Annotated in this window: 19 protein-coding genes and 1 tRNA gene; 15 read left to right on the forward strand and 5 right to left on the reverse strand. The window is 65.0% G+C overall.

Annotated features, from left to right (window positions below):
* Nucleotides 1-48 precede the first annotated feature (48 nt).
* The 9 genes from MU558_RS12875 (at nt 49) to MU558_RS12915 (ending at nt 6,815) form a co-directional block, all read left to right on the forward strand.
* Complete coding sequence (locus tag MU558_RS12875) at nt 49-423, forward strand: DUF7344 domain-containing protein (RefSeq protein ID WP_246966678.1); 375 nt, start codon at nt 49-51, stop codon at nt 421-423.
* Between the two features lie 63 nt (nt 424-486).
* Complete coding sequence (locus MU558_RS12880) at nt 487-1,194, forward strand: DICT sensory domain-containing protein (RefSeq protein WP_246966679.1); 708 nt, start codon at nt 487-489, stop codon at nt 1,192-1,194.
* Nucleotides 1,195-1,378: 184 nt separating this feature from the next.
* On the forward strand, nt 1,379-2,257 hold the full coding sequence (locus MU558_RS12885; RefSeq protein WP_246966680.1) for a protoglobin domain-containing protein: 879 nt from the start codon (nt 1,379-1,381) through the stop codon (nt 2,255-2,257).
* Nucleotides 2,258-2,455: 198 nt separating this feature from the next.
* Nucleotides 2,456-3,421 carry an ABC transporter substrate-binding protein gene (locus tag MU558_RS12890; RefSeq protein WP_246966681.1) on the forward strand — a complete coding sequence of 322 codons (966 nt, stop codon included), beginning with the start codon at nt 2,456-2,458 and terminating at the stop codon, nt 3,419-3,421.
* A gap of 51 nt (nt 3,422-3,472) precedes the next feature.
* On the forward strand, nt 3,473-4,231 hold the full coding sequence (locus MU558_RS12895) for an ABC transporter permease (RefSeq protein WP_246966682.1): 759 nt from the start codon (nt 3,473-3,475) through the stop codon (nt 4,229-4,231).
* Nucleotides 4,228-5,037: an amino acid ABC transporter ATP-binding protein gene (locus MU558_RS12900; protein WP_377070726.1), complete on the forward strand. Its 810-nt coding sequence runs from the start codon at nt 4,228-4,230 to the stop codon at nt 5,035-5,037. Before MU558_RS12895 ends, MU558_RS12900 begins: the two co-directional genes overlap by 4 nt.
* A gap of 72 nt (nt 5,038-5,109) precedes the next feature.
* Nucleotides 5,110-5,808, forward strand: a complete 699-nt coding sequence (locus MU558_RS12905; protein WP_246966683.1) for a TOBE domain-containing protein — start codon at nt 5,110-5,112, stop codon at nt 5,806-5,808.
* Between the two features lie 50 nt (nt 5,809-5,858).
* Nucleotides 5,859-6,308, forward strand: a complete 450-nt coding sequence (locus MU558_RS12910; protein WP_246966684.1) for a universal stress protein — start codon at nt 5,859-5,861, stop codon at nt 6,306-6,308.
* Nucleotides 6,309-6,368: 60 nt separating this feature from the next.
* Nucleotides 6,369-6,815 (forward strand): universal stress protein, encoded by a 447-nt coding sequence (locus MU558_RS12915; RefSeq protein ID WP_246966685.1) that lies wholly within the window; start codon nt 6,369-6,371, stop codon nt 6,813-6,815.
* 46 nt (nt 6,816-6,861) lie between these two features.
* Here the strand turns inward: MU558_RS12915 and MU558_RS12920 are convergent, their stop codons facing one another.
* Nucleotides 6,862-10,677, reverse strand: a complete 3,816-nt coding sequence (locus MU558_RS12920) for a PAS domain S-box protein (protein ID WP_246966687.1) — start codon at nt 10,675-10,677, stop codon at nt 6,862-6,864.
* Between the two features lie 261 nt (nt 10,678-10,938).
* On the opposite strand from MU558_RS12920, the gene MU558_RS12925 reads away from it, so the two are divergent.
* A complete protein-coding gene (locus MU558_RS12925) occupies nt 10,939-11,223 on the forward strand; it encodes a DUF7344 domain-containing protein (protein WP_246966689.1) in 285 nt (94 codons plus the stop codon).
* A 194-nt stretch (nt 11,224-11,417) separates the two neighbouring features.
* Nucleotides 11,418-13,313, forward strand: coding sequence for a CARDB domain-containing protein (locus MU558_RS12930; protein ID WP_246966691.1), 1,896 nt, complete (start codon nt 11,418-11,420; stop codon nt 13,311-13,313).
* A gap of 460 nt (nt 13,314-13,773) precedes the next feature.
* Here MU558_RS12930 and MU558_RS12935 read toward each other — a convergent pair.
* The 3 genes from MU558_RS12935 to MU558_RS12945 form a co-directional block, all read right to left on the reverse strand.
* Nucleotides 13,774-13,844, reverse strand: a tRNA-Gly gene (locus MU558_RS12935).
* Between the two features lie 124 nt (nt 13,845-13,968).
* Entirely contained in the window at nt 13,969-14,235 is a 267-nt protein-coding gene (locus tag MU558_RS12940) for an Lrp/AsnC family transcriptional regulator (protein ID WP_246966693.1), read from the reverse strand.
* 81 nt (nt 14,236-14,316) lie between these two features.
* Nucleotides 14,317-14,973 carry a class I SAM-dependent methyltransferase gene (locus MU558_RS12945; RefSeq protein WP_246966695.1) on the reverse strand — a complete coding sequence of 219 codons (657 nt, stop codon included), beginning with the start codon at nt 14,971-14,973 and terminating at the stop codon, nt 14,317-14,319.
* A gap of 257 nt (nt 14,974-15,230) precedes the next feature.
* On the opposite strand from MU558_RS12945, the gene MU558_RS12950 reads away from it, so the two are divergent.
* Complete coding sequence (locus tag MU558_RS12950) at nt 15,231-15,701, forward strand: DUF5793 family protein (RefSeq protein ID WP_246966697.1); 471 nt, start codon at nt 15,231-15,233, stop codon at nt 15,699-15,701.
* Nucleotides 15,702-15,887: 186 nt separating this feature from the next.
* The gene (locus tag MU558_RS12955; RefSeq protein ID WP_246966699.1) at nt 15,888-17,018 is read left to right on the forward strand and encodes an ABC transporter ATP-binding protein; all 1,131 of its coding nucleotides are present in this window, start codon (nt 15,888-15,890) and stop codon (nt 17,016-17,018) included.
* Here MU558_RS12955 and MU558_RS12960 read toward each other — a convergent pair.
* Nucleotides 17,015-17,371, reverse strand: a complete 357-nt coding sequence (locus tag MU558_RS12960) for a VOC family protein (protein ID WP_246966701.1) — start codon at nt 17,369-17,371, stop codon at nt 17,015-17,017. The genes MU558_RS12955 and MU558_RS12960 overlap by 4 nt on opposite strands.
* Nucleotides 17,372-17,526: 155 nt before the next feature.
* Between MU558_RS12960 and MU558_RS12965 the strand changes: the two genes are divergently transcribed.
* Nucleotides 17,527-18,162: a DUF998 domain-containing protein gene (locus MU558_RS12965; protein WP_246966703.1), complete on the forward strand. Its 636-nt coding sequence runs from the start codon at nt 17,527-17,529 to the stop codon at nt 18,160-18,162.
* Between the two features lie 69 nt (nt 18,163-18,231).
* Complete coding sequence (locus tag MU558_RS12970) at nt 18,232-18,510, forward strand: UPF0058 family protein (protein ID WP_246966705.1); 279 nt, start codon at nt 18,232-18,234, stop codon at nt 18,508-18,510.
* Nucleotides 18,511-18,525: the final 15 nt, after the last annotated feature.

Here is an 18,525-nt window from a genome sequence, read left to right on the forward strand (position 1 = left end):
AGGCCGAACGCTGATCCGCTATGCAATGTTACCAAATACCAAACAACGATGGGGCGCGGGGATCGCGAAACGTCCGGCGTCGGAGACGGCGAGATCGACGATAGCGTCTTCTACGCCCTTCGGAATCGTCACCGGCGGTTCACGCTCTACTTCCTCCTCGAGCACGAGTCCGTCTCGGTCGTCGAACTCGCGGACGTGGTTGCTGGCTGGATACGCGCCGGGGAGTACGGTATGGCGACGCGCGCGGAACGCGACGGCGTCTACGCGAGCCTCGTCCACCGTCACGTCCCCGTCCTCGAGGAGGCGGACCTGGTCGAGTGGAGCGACGACCGCGAGACCGTCTCGCGAACGAACTGGCCGGTGCCCGTTTCCGAACTGGTTCGACTGGCGCTCACGGCCGAAACCGGCGAGGACGAATCCTGACGCGCGAAAATCCCGCCGTGTCTCCGACGGTCGCTTTCCCCGACTGCCCCCGCCTGCGTTCCAATGAACTTCGACCGACTCCTCTCGACGGTCGAGCGCCGTCGAAAGACGATCGTCGTCTACTCGAGTGACGACGACGACGTCGCCGACGGATTCGAGGTTCGAAACGCGTCGGTCGAGCACAGGCGACTCCCCGACGGGGCCGCCGGGTTCGCCGTCGTTCGCGGCCGGGACGGCTTCGCCGGCGCGATCGGTCTCGGGGAACTCGAGGAGTTCGTCGAACCGCCGATCTACAGCCCCTGGGACGAGGCGTTTCTCACGGCGGAGTATCGAACCCTGTTCGAGTTACTCGACGACAGTCTGTTCGCCTCGCTCGATCGCCGACAGCTCCTCGCGGCGACTCGCGAGATCGAAAACCGGGCGTGGCGCGTCGGCCGTGGCACCCTCCGGGTCGGCTTCCAGCGACTGTCGATACTGGAGACGCAGATCGACTTCTACGCCCGACTCGGCGCGGAGACGGCCCTGGACGTTCACGTCTACGGACGGGACGACTGGGACCCGCTCGAGATTCCCAACACGACGGTCCACGCGGAACCAGGCGACGAGATTGGGTCGTTCTGGTTTCTCGCGTTCGACGGCGGCGACGACGAAACGCAGGCGTGTGCCCTGCTCGCGAAGGAACGTGCGCCAGGTAAATTCTCCGGCTTCTGGACGTACGACCCACAGATCGTCGACGAGATGATGACCTACGTCCGTAATACGTACGACTAGTCGAGTCCGTCGTCTCGACTGTCGGCTGCCGCTTTCGGCGGGTGACGATCGGCGACCGTGCTCGAGCAACGTCCCTGGTAACTCGTCTCGAGTCGAGTGTCAGCACTCGCCACAACCATTATTATTTATTAATTGAATTTTGTCACCGATGGTTACCAACAGTCAACGAGACTCAGACGACGGTGTGACAGACGCGTTCGGAAGCACCGAACTCGACGATCGGAGCGAGCCGGAGCAGCTCGGACGGCTCCTCGAGGAGACGACGCTGTCGTGGCGAAAGGAGTTCGTCGACTTCGACGACGAGGACGCACAGCGGCTGGCCGACCTCGAGTCGCTGTTCCGAGAACACCAGGACGAACTCGCCGATCGATTCTACGACAACGTACTCGAGTACGACGAAACGAACGCGGTCGTCGATCGATCCGAGCGCTCGATCGAAGCGCTGAAAGACGCCCAGCGGGCGTATCTGCACTCGCTCGCGACCGGCGACTACGGCGAAGCGTACTTCCGGAACCGTGCGCGGATCGGCATGCACCACGCCACGCTCGAGGTGCCGATGGCCCAGTACGTCGGACAGTACACCGTCTACTACGAGGTCGTGCTCTCGATGCTCGAAGAACGGATGCAACGCGAGGTCGTCGCGGCCGCCGAGGAGTGGGCGGCGTCGGAACTCGAGTCAGCCGACTCGCAGCGAGATGGACTGTTCACCGGTGAGTTTTCGGTGTACGCAGAGACTGACTACTCGAGGTCGGGTGAGGACGAGTTCGAACTGTCGGAGTCGTTCGAATCGGCGCTTCGAGAGGCGATTCACGAGGGGATGCAGGACGTCCTCTCGGTGTTGCGGCTTACGAACCTCGACATGCAGATGGCTGCGGACGCGTACGACGCCGCCGATAGAGTCGGCGACGACGAGCAGGCGACTGGCACGGACGACGAACGATCGGGTGCAGACACGGCACGAACGGGTTCGACGAGCGACGGGGAATCCGATGAAACCGGCCAGTCGGAGGGCGTTGGTGGACTTGCGGACGAAATTTCCGACATTCTCGACGGAAACACGTGACGTCCGCCACACGGCTGACGCCGTGGGGACAGTCGGAAACCAGTACCGCTCCCGACTCGGCAATACGGGAAGCTTTGGCGGTTACGTCTGAAGTGACTACGTTCACCAGTACCGACTGGATAACTTCTTTCAGTTACTGATTGATGCGTCGTTCCCGAACTATTATATAGGGAGTAGCCGATTAGGTTTGACGTACCTATGGCGATACATCGACGTAAATTCCTGGGGGCGACTGCAGGAGCAGTGGCGGCCACGATGGCCGGCTGTATGGGGAACGACGGCGAAAATGGCGATGGCAACGGCGACGGTGACGGCAACGGTGACGATGGCGGGGCTAGCGCAGAAATCGTCGGCGAGACGCTCACCCTGACGACGACCACGAGCACGTACGACACGGGGCTGCTCGACGAGGTAAACGCCGCCTTCGAGGACCGATACGGCGTCGCCGTGGACGCGGTCGCACAGGGAACCGGCGCGGCACTCGAGACGGCCCGGTCGGGCGACTCCGACGTCGTGATGGTCCACGCGCGATCGCTCGAGGACGAGTTCCTCGAGGAGGGGTACGGGGTGAACCGTCGCGACCTGATGTTCAACGACTTCGTCGTCGTCGGTCCCGAGGACGATCCGGCGGGAATCGACGGGATGGAAAGTGCGACCGAGGCATTTCAGACGATCGCCGACACCGGGTCGACGTTCGTCTCGCGTGGGGACAACTCCGGGACGCACACCAAGGAGCTGGCGATCTGGGAAGCCGCCGGCACCGAGCCGGGCGGCAACTGGTACCGCGAGGTCGGAGCCGGGATGGGCGACGCGCTCAACCAGGCAAGCGAGAGCGGAGCGTACACGCTGTCCGACCGGGGGACGTTCATCTCGATGCAGGACGACGTCAATCTCGGCATTCGCGTCCAGGGGCCGATCGAGGGCGGCCCGGAACTGCTGGCGAACCCGTACGGGGTCATCGCGGTCAATCCGGCGGTGCACTCGAACGCGAACTACGACCTGGCGATGTCGTACATCGGCTTTCTCACCTCGCCGGAAGGACAGGAGATCATCGAGAACTACACCGTCGACGACAAACAGCTGTTCTTCCCGGAGGCGCTCTCGGAGGACCCGAACTTCCAGCAGTACGTGCCCGAAGGATGGAGTTCCGACGGGGGTGAGTGATCGCGGCTTTCGAAACGTATGTGCAACGGCGTCGCGTTTTCCGAGGTGGCGATGATCGGTCCAGCACTGTCGAGTCAGCCGTTCGTGGAGCTTCTATCGCTGCTGTCTGGCATCATCTCGGAGCCGTTGCTCGTCGAGTTCCCCTTCGAACGCAACTACGTTACGAGCATCATCCGGGTCTCGCTGTACGTGAGTCTCGCCGCCGTCGCCGCGAGCACCCTCTTTAGCCTCCCGGTGGCGATGCTCGTCGGCTTCACCGACTTTCCGGGCAAGCGCGTCGTCGTCGCAGTCATCAACACCGGGATGGGATTCCCGAGCGTCGTCGTCGGGCTGGTCGTGCTCTTTGCCGTCTCGAACCAGGGGCCACTCGGCTCGCTCGAGCTGGTGTTCACGAAGGAGGCGATGATCATGTCACAGTTCGTCCTCGCGACGCCGGTGATCACCGGCGTGAGCCTCGCGGCCGTCACGAGCGTCGAAGAGGGAGTCCAGGACGCCGCGTACGCGATGGGGGGTACGCGACTGGACGTCGCGCTCGTGACGATCAAGGAAGCCCGCTACGGCATCGTAACCGCAGTCCTGGCCGGACTTGGCCGAGCGATAAGCGAGATCGGATCGGTGTTGATCGTCGGCGGGAACATCGTGCGGGCAGACGGAACCTCCATCACGCGAACGCTGACGACCGCGATCCGGGTCGAGGCGCGGCAGGGTCGCTACGAGACGGCGTTCGTCCTCGGCGCGATCCTCGTGGCGCTCGTCTTGCTCATCAACGGAATCGTGCTCCATCTGGGCGGAACCGGGAGGGGACGATGAGCCGGGAAACGCTCCGGCCGGACGACTCGATGTGGGGCCCGACCGACCGGATCAGCCTCGAGTCGATCACGCACGGGTTCGACGGAACGACCGTGTTCGAAGACGTGTCGCTGGCGGTCGAACCCGGCGAAACGGTCGCGATCATCGGCCCCTCCGGAGTGGGAAAGACGACGCTCTTGCGGATGCTCGCGCTGTTTTTGCGCCCCGGCGATGGAATCGTCCGGGTCGACGGCGACGACGTGTGGGCACTGTCCAAACGCGACCGACTCGAGGCCCGCCGTCGCGTCGGAATGGTGTTTCAGGAGGCGAACCTCTTCGACGCGTCCGTCCGTCGGAACGTCGCCTACGGCATGCAGGTGCGGCGTCGCTGGGCCGATCGACTTCGGCGACACGTCGAACGTCTCCTCGGGGAGGAAAACAGGAGAGTCATCGAGGCGCTCGAGCTCGTCGGACTCGCGGACGCGGTCGACCGGAACGTCGGGTCGCTGTCCGGCGGCGAGGCCCAGCGCGTGGCGTTCGCCCGCGCGATCGCGTACGATCCCGACTACCTGCTGCTCGACGAGCCGACGTCGGACCTCGACCCGCGAAACACCGCCGTCATCGAGGACGCCGTGACGGCCGCCAGAAACGACGGCATCGGCGTCGCACTCGCGACACACGACATGAACCAGGCCCGTCGGATCGCCGACCGCGTGGCCGTCTTGCTGGACGACTCGATCATCGAGGTGGGGCCGACCGAGCAGGTGTTCACCGATCCCGGGGACCCCCGTGCCCGGAAGTTCATCGACGGCGAACTCGTGTACTGACGAATCAGTGTCACCGCTTCTCCCCGGGCGACGGCGGGACACTCAAGTCGTGACGTTGCGTGAGGGTCACGTATGACGATCGACGCGACGGGTCGCGGACGTGCTGCCCTGGTCGAAGACGGCGTCGAGTTCGACGACCGCGACGCCGCGTTGTTGCGGGCGATCGACCGAACCGGGTCCGTCGCCGGGGCTGCGTCCGACCTGGGGCGATCGCGCGCCCGGGCGCTTCGTCGAATCGAGACGCTCGAGGACGTGTTCGACGCGGTCGTCGAGCGCCACCGCGGCGGGAGCGATGGCGGCGGCAGTCGGCTGACGCAGACTGGCCGCGACCTGCTCGCGCGGTACGACCGCCTCGCGGCGGCGCTCGCGGCGGCGGCGAGTGTCCCCGAGACGGTGTTGACTGGCGACGTGACGGCCGTCGACGGCGAACTCGCGACGGTCGCGACCGAAGTCGGCGACGTGCGGGCGCTCCAGAGCGGCGTGGCTGCGGGCGACGCCGTCCAGGTTCGCGTCGGGGCCGACGCCGTGACCCTCCACGCACCCGCGGAGGCTCCCCGTCCGGACGCGACGAGCGCACGTAACCGCGTCTCGGGTCGCGTGGCCGCGATCGATCCCGGCGAGACGGTTCTCGAGGTCGACGTGACCGTCGACGACGTGGCGTTCCGGGCGCTCGTGACGGCCGACAGCGCCACGCGACTGGACCTCGAGTCCGGCAGGGACCTCGTCGTCAGCTGGAAGGCAACCGCGACGCGGCTGGTACCCATCGAGTAGGCGCGACCGAGACGCGTAGAACTTTCCGCAGCCACGTCCTACGGGCGTGTATGTACGATTCGATCCTCGTGGCGACGGACGGCAGCGACGACGCCTCGATCGCGGTCGACCACGCCGTCGAACTGGCAGACCGACTCGAGGCGTCGCTACACGGCGTCGCCGTCGTGGAGACGCGGACGGCCTACGACAACGCGATCGTCGACCCGGAAGAAGCCAGGCGTCGCCTCCGGACGGAGGCGGAGGAATCGCTCGAGGAGGTCGAAGAGACGGCACGGGCGGCCGGCGTCCCGGTCGTGACCCAGGTTCTGGAGGGAGTACCCCACGAGGCGATCCTCGCGTACGTCGACGAACACGACGTCGAGACGGTCGTCGTCGGTGCGCGCGGGCGCTCGTCGTTCAGGCGGGCGCTGCTCGGCAGTACGGTCGACGCGGTCGTTCGCCTCTCGCCGGTGCCCGTCATCGTCGTCGGCGAAGAGGGGTGGGACCGATCCGAATCGTGACGCCGCGAGCCGGACGGTTCGGACAGAACATTTACTGTTTCTCTCGTAGCACGTCCTGCCATGACGCTACTCGTTCCGTTCGACGGGTCGGAGCTTTCGACGGCAGCACTCGAGAAGGCAGCCGAATTCGGCGACCTCACCGACGAAGACGTGGTCGCGTTGACGGTCGTTCCGGACGACGACGAGTACGCACGTGAACGAGGGTGGATCGGCCAGCACGAGCAGTTCGATCCGGACGTGGTCACGCGGAAGATGCGCAGAACCGTCGCGGACGTCGCACCCGAGGCGACGTTCGAGGTCGAACTCGTCGACTCGGACGAACCCACGGCGACGGCGACGACGAGCGTAGTGCGGACGATCCGCGACAGGGCGGCCGACCTCGACGCGTCGCTGGTCTTCGTCGGGTCCGAGAACGCCGGTTCGGTGACGACCCCGCTCTCGAGCGTCGGCGGGCCGGTCGCGAGCGACCAGCACTACGACGTCTACGTCGTCCGCCACGCGGAGTAACGACGGGGCCGGATCGTCACGCGAGGGCAGGACGACGACGGGCCTGCTACTCGGGCCCGGTCAGAGACAGCTCCTCGAACAGCGCGTCGAAGAGTTTGCGTTCGGCAGCGCGGACGTGCTGGTGGAACGTCGCCGACGTGATGTCGAGCGAGTCGGCGACGTCTTCCCCGGAACTGTTTCGTGGCCACTCGAAGAAGCCGGCGAAGTAAGCCGTCTCGAGTGCGGTCCGCTGTCGGTCCGTCAACTCGTCCATCCAGGCCTGCTTGACCAGCCGTGGGATGTCCGACGAACGCGCCACCTGCCTGCGAGCCAGCGGTTCGATGGCGGGATACGCTTCTTCGATCGTCTCGATCACCTGCCGGACGTTCGCTCCCTGTGGGAGGTGGACGGTCATTCGGTAGTCGCCGTCTTCGATTGCCGACTGGCTGACGGACCCGCCGTGGGACGCGACCGTCGACAGGATGGTCGGCTCCGACAGCCGGAGCTCGAACTGGATCTCGCCGAAGCGCTCGTCGATCACGGACACTCCGTCCCACTGTGGCAACTGCTCGACGAGCGCTTCGACGGCGGACATCCCGTCGTCGGTCGCCGTTCCGTACACGAGGTACTCGCCGTCGGCGACGGGAACCGTCTGGTCGAAGGTGATTCGCTCGTCGGTCGAGGCCGAGACGTCGAACGCCTCGAAGAAGTCTCGAATCTGGAACTCGAGTTCGACGACCTGGTCGCTGGTCAGTGCACGTTTGCGTTCGACGGCAGCGATCGCGTGGCCGACGATTTCGCCGAGTTGGCTGATCACCGTCCGCTCGTCGTCGGTGAACGCGTACGGCCGTTCTGCGTAGACGTTCAGGACGCCGTAGAGCGTGCCCTCGTGGACGATCGGGATCGCGGCCGACGAACGAAAGCCGTAGTCGCTGATCTGCTCGCGCCAGGGGTCGTGTCTGGTATCTTCACGGATGTCCTGAGTGGTCTGGATCTCGCGTTGCAAGACCGCCCGCCCCGTGGGCCCCTGACTGCGCTCGTCGTCGGGATCGACGGATATCGTAATTCCCTCGAGATAGCCCTCGATGCCCGCCTCCGTCCGCAGGTCAACCGTCTGTGTCTGCGAGTCGACGGCGCCGATCCAGGCGAACGCGTACGACTCCATCTCGGCGAGTCGCTGGCAGACGATCTCTTCGATCTCCTCGCGGGTGGACTGTTCGATGATCGCGTCGGTGATCTCCCGGACGAGTTCGTTGAGTTCGTTGAGTGCTGCGAGTTGGCCGCGCTGGCGTTCGAGGTTCTGTTCCCGTTCGACTCGATCGTAGGCGGTCTCGGCGTTTGCGGCCAGGACCTCGACGAGGTGGCGGGTCCGATCGTCGAGCGACCCGATCTCGTCCGAACCGACGACGATGATCCCGTGGTCGCCTATCGGCACGAATAGCCCCGACCGCATCTCGGTGTCGTGGGCTTGCAACCGCGGCGATTCGAATATGTCGTCGTAGTTCCGTGACTCGCCCGTGGCGAAGACGTGACCGGTGATGCTCTCGTCGCCGGGCGGCACTTCGGGGAACGCCTGTCGCATGAAGTCGGCTTCGACCGACCGCGCGCCGGGAACGAGCAGGTCCCGATCGTCGTCGTGCCGATAGACGATTACGCCGGGGAGGTCGAGGACGTTCGACGCTGCGTCGACGACGGTCTCGCCAACTTCCGCCTTCGTCGTCGAGCGAATCATCTGCCGCGTCGAGTCGTGGAGGGCCTGCAACGTCTCCTCGAACTGTCTGCGGTCGGTGACGTCCTGTGACATCGCCATGGCGGCGAACACGTCGCCGTCGTCGTCGGTCAGCGGGAGCACCCAGAACTTGAACGATCGTCCCTGAAACTCGAGTTCGAACGAGGTCGTCTCGCCCTCGAGTGCGGCCCGGTAGTTGGGTTCGACGATCTCCCGGACGTCATCGGGATAGACGTCCTGTACCCGTTCGCCCCGGAGGTCGGCAGCGTCGATGTCGAGTCTCTCGAAGCCTTTCCCCTCGACGAGCGTGTGCCGCAGTTCCTCGTCGAGGAGAACGACACCCCCGTTCGGGAAGTTCTCCGCGAGGGTGCGGTAGCGTCGTTCGGACTCCTCGAGTGCACGTTCGCGCTCGAGTCGGGTGGAGACGTCCCGAACGACGCCACATCGACCGTAGCCGTCGCCGACCGGGAAGGGAGCGAACCGGGTTTCGACCGGTACGGTCTCACCGTCTTTTCGCACGAGATCGAGTTCGAGGATGCCCGCCTCGCGGTCGCCGGCGACGATCTGGTCGCTCATCTCGGTTGCCGTGGCGTTGATCTGCTCGCTGTGGACGACTTTGGCGGGTTTCCCGAGCAGTTCCTCCCGGTCGTATCCCACTAACTCGAGGAACGCGTCGTTGGCCATCACGAACCGCTCGTCGTCGTCGAGCGCGTAGACTCCGTCGTCGATCGTCTCGACGATCTTTCTGTACTGTTCGAGTTTCTGCTCGCGCTCCTTTCGTTCGGTGATGTCACGGAAGTACACCGACAGTCCCGACTCGGAGGGGTAGATGTTGCCCTCGACCCAGAACCCCAGCGGCTCGTAGTGAGTTTCGAAGCTGGTCGGTTCCTGTGTCGACAGCGCCCGGTGGAACCTCTCCCAGGCGTCGGTCTCGGCAGCCTGCGGAAACGTCTCCCAGATGCTCTCCCCGAGGAGCTCTTCTCTGGAGTGCTGGAGCAGCTCTTCGGCCCGGTCGTTGACGTACGTAAACCGGTACTCGTCGTCGACCGCGTAGAACGCGTCGTCGATCCGCTTGAAAATCTCGTCCAGTTCTCGCTCGAGGTCGTCGCGCTGTTGACGGAGCCGCTGCTCGTACTCGCGCCGGTCGGTCATGTCCCGGGTGACCTTGGCGTACCCCGCGAGGTCGCCGTCCTCGTCGTGAATGGCAGTGAGGGTGACGTAAGCCCAGAACCGCGAGCCGTCCTTTCGCACCCGCCACCCTTCGTCCTCGGTCGAGCCGTCCGCCGCGGCGTCGGCCAGGTTTCGCTCGGGAACGCCCTCGTCTGCCGCCTCGTCCGTGTAGAACGTAGAGACGTGTTCGCCCACGATCTCTTCGCGTTCGTATCCCTTGATCTGCTCGGCACCCCGGTTCCAGGTGGAGACCCGTCCGTCGGCGTCGAGCATGAAGATGGCGTACTCCTCGGTCGCGTCTATCATCGACCGGAACTGGCGTTCGCGCTCCGAGAGCGCCTGCTCCGCGCGCTTCTGGTCTGTGATATCGGTGATTACCCCCTCGAGGATTTCGTACTCGTCGTCATCGTCACCGACGCCGTATCCGCGTTCCTGGACCCAGCGGGTGTTTCCGTCGGCGGTCTGGATGCGAAACTGGAGGCTAAATTGGCCGTCCTCGTCCAGTTGCGCCTGTACCTCCTCTCGGACGTAGTCAGCGTCGTCCGGATGGACGACGTCCCGTTCCCAGCTCACGTCGCCGGATTCCAGGGTGGCAGGATCGTACCCGGTGATCTCGGCGCAGCCGTCGCTGACGAACGACATCGGCCAGCCCTCCCCGTATCGGCAGCGGTACACGATCCCCGGTACGTTGTCGACGAGTCGCGAGAGCATCTGTTCGTGCTCGTCGGTCGATCGGTCGTGGTCGTCGTCCGCTTCGACGGAACCGTCGCGCGCCGACAGCCACCAGACGCGTCCTCGAGCGCCGACTTTCTTGGTCTCGACGGCGTCTCGCTCGACGAGGCGGTCCAGCCGCTCGTAGGCGGCACGGCGGGTGATTTCCAGTTCCGCTGCGACTTCGCTCGTCGTAAGCGGCGTTCGGGGAGACGCCATTCGATCGAAGACGGCCAGCGTTTCACTGAGAGCGTCCAGGTTCCCGCCAGACATGCACCCTTATAACTGGGCGAACGTTATCAATCCTCCGTTGACGGAACCTCTCCTCCAGGCGGGGCCGATCGACGACACTCCGCGTGCGGCAGACCAACCGCTTCGGATCTGCGGCCGAAAATGTCATAGGACTATACCAAATTTGTTAGTAGCGTCCCTTACTGTCCGCCGACTCTTCGTCACCAATACGGTCAAACCACACACCCAACAATGAATTTCGTAACGCAACCCCCGAGCGAAACGGGCGACGAGACCGTGCCCGTGAGCGACGTCTACGACGCTCTCTCGAACGAGCGGCGGCGACGAGTGCTCTCGGCACTGTCGGAAGAGACGACACCTGTCGACGTCGCCGAACTGGCTCACACCGTCGCCACGGCGGAGACGGCAGACCGGCCCCGCGGGACCCCGGACGAGCACGTCACCCAGGTCCACACGTCGCTCCACCACGTTCACCTCCCGAAACTGACGGATCTCGGACTCGTCGAGTACGACCCGGACGCGGAAACCGTCGACTGTGTCGTCGACGTCAACTCCGTTCTCGCGTAGTCGTTCGTCCCACTCGCACGTACGGGGTCGGGCGTTCCGAACTCGATCGAGCGTGCACCGAACTGCTCGAGTTCTCGAGCGAGTACGCTGATCCGCGAGGATTGATGCTCCACGTCGTGACTCTCGTTACCGGCGTCTTTTACCCAGATTAATTTTTGTGAAAATTATTTGTGGGTGCCGTCGTAGCTCCGCGCATGCACCGACGACACTACCTGATGGGCATGAGTGCGGGGGTCGGAGTGCTGGTGTCGACGGGCGGTGGGGCCACGGTCGGCACACAGTCCGCACTGTCGGTCACGATCGTCTGGACGAACACACCCGTCACGGGGGGCGACGTCCTCGAGGTAAACGTTCACGTTCGCAACGAGAGCGAGCGCAGCGTCACCCGCGAGATCGCTCTCGTGGTCAGCGACGACCGGGTAGACACTACCTCCGTGACGGTCGATCCCGGAGACGTAGCGTCGGTCGACCTGGGATACGAGACCTATCCCGTGCGGCAAACCGTCGAGTTCCCGGTGACCGTCGAGACGGACGGGAGTTCGGACACGCGTACCGTCTCCGTCTTCGGCACGGACGATCCGCTCGTCCAGCGAGTGCGTCCCAGCGCCGACGTCGCCGTCCAGCCGGAGACGACCGTCATGTTCGAGGTCCAGACCGTCGCGCTCGGCCAGACGGCGTGGCACCTCGACGGCGAGTTCGTCCGGCGCTCGTTCGGCCCCTGGTACAGCGAGTACAATCGGCAGGCGGAGGCCGACTACTGGCAACACACCTTCGAGGCAACGGGAACACACGAGGTCGCCGCAGTCGTCGAGACCGACGACTGGACCGAGACGGTCGAGTGGACGATCGACGTGACGTCAGACGGGCGGACGACGCCGAACATCGACGACGTCCAGCCGAGCGACGACACGATCGCCACCGACCGTGACGAACCGCTCGAGGTCGCCGTCTCCGATCCCGACGGCGGCCTCGATCGCGTCGTCTGGTGGCTCGGCCACGCGGACGTGATCCTCGACGTCACGAGCGTCAGCGGGGCGGAAGCCACCGCGTCGCTGTCGGCCGACGACTTCTCGGGGTGTCACCAGTGTCCGGTCGTCGTCTGGGTGGTCGACGAGCAGGGCGTGATCGGCGAGGCGAGTCCGTGGACGTTCGCCATCCAGGACGTCCCGCTCTCGGTGACGATCACTGGGACGACCGATCCCGTCGACGCGGGCGACGTCCTCGAGGTGCAGGCCCGACTCGAGAACACGGGAACCGCCTCGAGCACGACGGACGCCCGCCTCGTGGTCAGCGACGATGTCGTCGACGTCACGTCTGTCTTGCTCGCTCCCGGCGAAGCGGAAACGATCGTGCTGGGGTACGAAACCTATCCCGTCCGCCAGGACGTCGAGTTCCCGGTAACCGTCGAGACCGACGACGCCGCCGACTCACAGACCGTCGAGGTGTACGGCACCGAGGAGTCCGCCGCACCGTCGCTCTCCGTGGCGATCACCGGGACGAACGCGCCGGTCGGCGCTGGCGAGTTCCTCGAGGTGACCGCCCAGGTCGAGAACACGGGCGGGACAGAAGCGACCCAGGACGTCCGTCTCGTGGTCAGCGACGACGTCGTCGACTCCACGACGGTCTCGCTCGGCTCCGGGGAGACGACGACGGTCTCGCTCGGCTACGAGACCTACCCCGTCGAGCAAGACGTCAGCTTCCCCGTGCGCGTCGCGACCGACGACGACGCAGACGAACGCACCGTCGAGGTGTTCGCCGACGGCAATTCCGGCGATGGTGACGACTCCGGCGGCGAGCCGTCGCTCTCCGTCTCGATCAGCAGAACGAACGCCCCCGTCGACGCGGGCGAGTTCCTCCAGGTGACTGCTGCCGTCCAGAATTCGGGCTCGGCGAGCGCCACGCCGACGCTCGAGCTCGTCGTCGGCGGCGACGTGGTCGACTCCGCCTCCGTGACGGTCGGCCCCGGCCAGTCGACGACGGTCTCGCTCGGCTACGAGACCTATCCCGTCGAGCAGGACGTCAGCTTCCCCGTGACGGTCCGTGGCGGCGGCGCTTCGGCGTTGCGCACGGTTCGCGTCTTCGGCGGTTGATCGCGCCGGTTCTCGGCCACACGAGATGTCGCCTCGTGGGCGACGTCTCCGCGTCGGCGTCTCTGCGTCGGCGTCTCGACCGCGGCGAGCGAAAGTACACGCGGCGCGCGCTGGGGAGCCGCTCGAGCACTGCGAGAGTGGCTCGACGACGCCGTGCGAGGGGCGAGTGAGTGAGTGCAACGAGCGAACGAGTCGGCTGGGGAGGGTGAGGCTATGGGCGGGACAGAACGGGCCGGGGGCGCTCTCAATCGCTGCAGTGTCGACGATGATCGCCGTGCGGCGATGACTGCCACTGCCGCTTCCGCAGGGAGTGAGGGCTGACGTGCTCGAGGAAAACCGCGCCGGCCGGGATTTGAACCGAAGCAAGACGGTCGCACTCACTTCGTACGTGCGCTGCGACTTGCAGGGTTCAAATCGCCGGCGTGGCGATCATGTCTCTCACGTTCGTTCGAGACGATAATGCGCCGGCCGGGATTTGAACCCGGGCCATGAGCTTGGAAGGCTCAGGTCCTGCCACTAGACCACCGGCGCGCACCTCCCACTTTTCGCCGTTCCCTTAAGGGAGTTTCTGTTTTCGTCGGCGATAGTGCTGTATCGTACCACGGCACGCCACACCGTGACCACGGAAACGATCGTTCTCGAGGACCCCAGTCCGTCACGTCGCGCGCGACTCACCGTGACCGTCGCCACCGTCCGCGAGACAGACGTACGTTCGGGTCGTACCGACGCTCTCGAGTGCGCGAATCCCCTCGGTGACCGCCCGCAGGAGTTCCTGGGTGGTCTCGGTTTCCAGATCCACGATGACGTCGAAGTCGCCCGTGACGACGAACGCCTCCGTTACGGCCGGATGCTCTCGAATCTGTTCGACCAGTTCCCGTTCCGTGCCCGCCGACACCACGACGGCGACGAATGCGTGAACCATCGTAAGAAACCGACCACGACCGCACAAAAAGCCGTTTTTCAGGATTTACCGGGAGTCACGCGGACCGATCGGTCACGTCGGTTACTGTTCGTCGACGCCGACGGTGGCATAGCAGTTCCCGCTCGAGAGTTCCCACTCGTGGACGTCGAGTACGCTCTCCTCGAGGTCGGCCTCGAACTCCTCGGGTGAGTAGATGTGATAGAAGCGATCGACCGTCTCGCCGCCGGGGAGCGTCCACTCGACGGTCGTGTCGAACCCCTCGTCGGCGTCGAAGCGGTCGTGGGCGGTCGACCAGGCGCTGACGAGCGCCCGTCCGTCGGGCGCGAGCACGCGAGCGAGTTCGTCGAGACTGGTCACGCGACTCTCTCGCGTGGGGAGGTGGTGGAGGGTCGCGACGTAGACGGCGACGTCGACGACGCCCTCAACGAGCGGGAGCGCCGCGGCGTCGCCCTGGAGCAGGTCGACGGCGAAGTCGCGCTCGAGTGCGCGCGCCCGGCCGGTCTCGAGCAAGCCGCGGCTGACGTCGAGGCCGACGGTGCGGCCGACGCGGTCGGCCAGCAACTCGGCGTGGCGACAGTTCCCACAGCCGACGTCGAGTCCGGTCGTGTCGGCACCCGTCAGGTCGGCAGGCACGCGCTCGAGGAACGACTCGACTTCGGGCCAGGCGTACTCGCGGGTCGAGGCGAAGTGCGTCGCGATGCGGTCGTAGGTCTCCCGGACGTCGGCCCGACGGTCCATGGTCGGCCGTGGTCGTGGACGGGGCAAAAACGTTCGCAAGTGTGGCGGCCACGAACCGGACACTGTTCAGCATCTTTCGAGGCGGAGCCATCGGTCCCAACGAGCGAGGGCATCAGCCCGAGCGAAGTAGGGCGGGGTCGGTTACTCGAGACAGACTGTTCGATGGACTGACCGATTGTCCCCCAGAGGGCGGGCAGGTTCGCCGCTGGATTGGGCGTTACGTTCATACCACGCGAGGTCCAAACGACACGTACGGAATGAGGCGCGAGCACTTCACGCTAGATGTCAGCAATGTCGACTGGGTCGAGACGGACGGCGAGCCACGAAAGCCGTCGGTATCGATCGACTTCACCGGCCCGGAGACGTTGCTTCGCGAGCGCCTTACCGCTCCCGATGGCGACGTTCTCGATGCGAGTGAGACGGACGTCGCCCTTCGACTCCAGGAACCACTGGACGAGGACGCGGCAGGCGTCGTCAGCGTCACCGACCGTATCACGGGCGATTTCGTCCTCGAACTCAACGAAGACGCGTCGAACGTCCTGAAGTTCATCCGGGCAGCACGGAACTACGGCGAGGTCGCGACCGAGGACGAGGGACGGTACAAAGTGTCGATCACGTTCGACGGCGAGGAGTTCGTCACCTACGACAAGCGGACGTTTCTCGTCTACGACGATCAGGGAGATCTCCTCCGCCAGCACAGCCTGATCCCGAGCGGCGTCGAACTTTGATACTATCTGATGTGACCGTGTTCCGACGAAACCGCCCGATGGGTCGCGACGGGGCACGGTTGCATCGACACTGACTCGCATCGGTCGTCACGAGGCGGCCGCCCCAACTCGAGAGAAAAATCGGCAGTTATAAGTGATTTAGGCCCGCCTAAATCAAACGAAGAGCCGATCGAGCAAGGATCAACGATGTCAAACGGGGAACTTCTCACGTCGACGGCCGACGAACCGTCTTTCGAGACCGCAACACCAGAGACCGTTCTCGAACTCGACGGCGTCGCGAAACGCTACGGCAGCGAAACGATCATCCCGGAGCTCTCGCTGTCGGTCCGCGACGGGGAGATCCTCACCCTGCTCGGTCCCTCGGGCTGTGGGAAAACGACGACACTGCGACTCATCGCTGGACTCGAGCGACCGAACGGCGGTTCGATTCGGCTTCAGAACGGCTTCGTGGCCGGAAACGAGACGTTCGTTCCTCCTGAAGAGCGCGACGTCGGCGTCGTCTTCCAGGAGTTCGCGCTCTTTCCACACCTCACCGCCCGGGAGAACGTCGCGTTCGGGTTGGACGGCTGGGAGCCAGAAGAGCGTGACGCCCGCGTCGAGGAACTGCTCGAGCTGGTCGGCCTCGAGGAACACGGCGACCACTACCCGGACGAACTCTCCGGCGGCCAGCAACAGCGGGTCGCCCTCGCACGGTCGATCGCGCCCGAACCGGACATGCTCTTGCTCGACGAGCCGTTCTCGAATCTCGACGTCGACCTGCGCGTGGAGATGCGCGAGGAGGTCCGCCGGATCATCAAGAAAGCGGGCGTCACCGCGATTTCGGTCACGCACGACCAGGAGGAGGCGCTGTCGATCTCCGACCGTGTCGCGGTGATGAACGACGGCGTCATCGAACAGGTCGGCACGCCAGAGCGGGTCTTCCAGCAGCCGAAGTCGCGGTTCGTCGCCGGTTTCCTGGGCCACGCGAGTTTCCTCTCTGGACAGGTCCACGGCGACCACGTCGAGACCGCGCTCGGACGCGTCCTCAGAGACGACATTCACGGTCTGGCTCAACAGTACGACGGCACCGAGATCGACCTGCTCGTCCGCCCGGACGACGTGACGGCGTACCCGGCAGACGGCACCGAGGCCGACGGTCAGGTCGTCTACCGGCGGTATCTCGGGCCGACCGTCCTCTATCGCGTCGAACTCGACGACGGCGACGTCATCGAGTGTATGCACAACCACTCCGACCGCCTCGAACTCGACGAACGCGTCGCCGTCCGCGTCACCGCCGACCACGAACTCGCGTGGTTCCCCGCCGGACAGCGCGACTAACCGCAGACCGACTCCGTCTCGTGGAGGAACGTCTGACACTCGACCGTCCGTCCTTCGGGATCTTCGGCGAAAAAATTGTAGATCCGGTAGCGCTCGTTCTCGCTCGGTTCGTCGACTGCGTGGTCGGCCAGTGCCTCGTAAGCGACGTCGACCTCGTCTCGAGTTCCGTAGACGAACGTGATGACTCCCTCGGTCTCGGCGTCGTCGCGCTCGCAGAAGCCGACGAGCATGTTGTCGTACTGGAGGATCGTACATCCGGGCTGCTCGAGCCAGATCGACGCGCCTACCTCGTCCACGTAGAAGTCGACGACTCGTTCGAGCGCTTCGGTCGCGAAGAACACGATGCCAGACATGGGAGAGCCTGCGACGTGAGCGGATAAAACAGTTCACCTGCCGGTGGGTTTATCGGAGTTCCGGAAGCAGCCAGTCGTATGACAGCTTCGATACGTGTCGCCGTCCTCGCAGGGTGGAGGGCACGCGACGACAGCGTAACTGGGGTGGGCGCGTCGTGACCGACGAGCGGCTGGCGACGCGGTGTGGACTTCTCGCACCCGTCGTCACGCTGGGTGCGATCGTGCTTGCGACGGTCCTCGCCACGCCGGAGACGTTCACCTGGCACGCTCGGTCGCTGTCCGACATGGGTCGGGTCGGAACGCGGACCTTCTGGCTGTTCAACGGCGGCCTGATCGTCGGCGGCCTGCTCGGAGTACCGTTCGTCTGGGGGCTCTGGTCGACAGCTCGAAACGGCCTCGAGCGCGTCGGGGTCGCCCTCGTCGGAATCGCCCTCGCCGGGATCGTCGGCGTCGGCGTCTTCTTTCTCGGACACACGGACTACTACCTCGAGACCGGACTGCACTTCGTCGCCGCGATAACGTTCTTCGGCGTGGCACCGATCGCACAGTGGCTCTACGGGACGGGACTGCTCCTCGCTGGCGACGTTCGACTCGGCGGGCTCTCGTTCTGGCTGGGGAACGTCCACGCCGCCGGGTGGTTCGGCTGGCTGCTCTATCGCGACGCCGTCGCCGCCGACCCCTGGGAGTTGTTCGCCGTCCCCGAGTTCGTCGCCGCCGTCGCCTTCGGGCTCTGGATCGCACTGGTCACCTGGTCGCAACTCGACGGTGTATCCGACTCAACGGGCCGCTAACTGGCGTACACTGCCGTTGAGACTGATCGGCACACAACTCTTAAATCGAAACCGTTCATATACGCCCGTATGCATAAGGACGAACTTCTAGAGCTGCACGAAGAACTGGTGGTCATCATGGAGTACTTCGCCGAGCGCGAAGACGTCGACGAAGGACTGTTCGAACCGTACCGCAAACTCGAGGTCGATCCCTCTCACGTCCACAAATCCAAGAGCGAACACAAACACGCCGTCTTCGTGCTGGGCAACGCCCTGGCGAGTGCGATGAGCGAAGACGAGTTCTCGAGTGCCGGCCGGATCGGCAAGCGGATGGAAGAACTCGCCGACGACGCCCAGTCGAAGATATAGACGTCCCTGATCGTT

It is taken from the genome of Natribaculum luteum (assembly GCF_023008545.1).
Taxonomy (GTDB): Archaea; Halobacteriota; Halobacteria; order Halobacteriales; family Natrialbaceae; genus Natribaculum; species Natribaculum luteum.

Bases quoted from the DNA above. Each gene is read 5' to 3' on its own strand.
- MU558_RS12875 (WP_246966678.1), top strand. From the start codon at position 49: ATGGGGCGCGGGGATCGCGAAACGTCCGGCGTCGGAGACGGCGAGATC.
- MU558_RS12955 (WP_246966699.1), top strand. From the start codon at position 15,888: ATGTCAAACGGGGAACTTCTCACGTCGACGGCCGACGAACCGTCTTTC.
- MU558_RS12910 (WP_246966684.1), top strand. From the start codon at position 5,859: ATGTACGATTCGATCCTCGTGGCGACGGACGGCAGCGACGACGCCTCG.
- MU558_RS12970 (WP_246966705.1), top strand. From the start codon at position 18,232: ATGCATAAGGACGAACTTCTAGAGCTGCACGAAGAACTGGTGGTCATC.
- MU558_RS12940 (WP_246966693.1), bottom strand. From the start codon at position 14,235: ATGGTTCACGCATTCGTCGCCGTCGTGGTGTCGGCGGGCACGGAACGG.
- MU558_RS12930 (WP_246966691.1), top strand. From the start codon at position 11,418: ATGCACCGACGACACTACCTGATGGGCATGAGTGCGGGGGTCGGAGTG.
- MU558_RS12945 (WP_246966695.1), bottom strand. From the start codon at position 14,973: ATGGACCGTCGGGCCGACGTCCGGGAGACCTACGACCGCATCGCGACG.
- MU558_RS12905 (WP_246966683.1), top strand. From the start codon at position 5,110: ATGACGATCGACGCGACGGGTCGCGGACGTGCTGCCCTGGTCGAAGAC.
- MU558_RS12960 (WP_246966701.1), bottom strand. From the start codon at position 17,371: ATGTCTGGCATCGTGTTCTTCGCGACCGAAGCGCTCGAACGAGTCGTC.
- MU558_RS12880 (WP_246966679.1), top strand. From the start codon at position 487: ATGAACTTCGACCGACTCCTCTCGACGGTCGAGCGCCGTCGAAAGACG.
- MU558_RS12890 (WP_246966681.1), top strand. From the start codon at position 2,456: ATGGCGATACATCGACGTAAATTCCTGGGGGCGACTGCAGGAGCAGTG.
- MU558_RS12895 (WP_246966682.1), top strand. From the start codon at position 3,473: ATGATCGGTCCAGCACTGTCGAGTCAGCCGTTCGTGGAGCTTCTATCG.
- MU558_RS12920 (WP_246966687.1), bottom strand. From the start codon at position 10,677: ATGTCTGGCGGGAACCTGGACGCTCTCAGTGAAACGCTGGCCGTCTTC.
- MU558_RS12900 (WP_377070726.1), top strand. From the start codon at position 4,228: ATGAGCCGGGAAACGCTCCGGCCGGACGACTCGATGTGGGGCCCGACC.
- MU558_RS12950 (WP_246966697.1), top strand. From the start codon at position 15,231: ATGAGGCGCGAGCACTTCACGCTAGATGTCAGCAATGTCGACTGGGTC.
- MU558_RS12915 (WP_246966685.1), top strand. From the start codon at position 6,369: ATGACGCTACTCGTTCCGTTCGACGGGTCGGAGCTTTCGACGGCAGCA.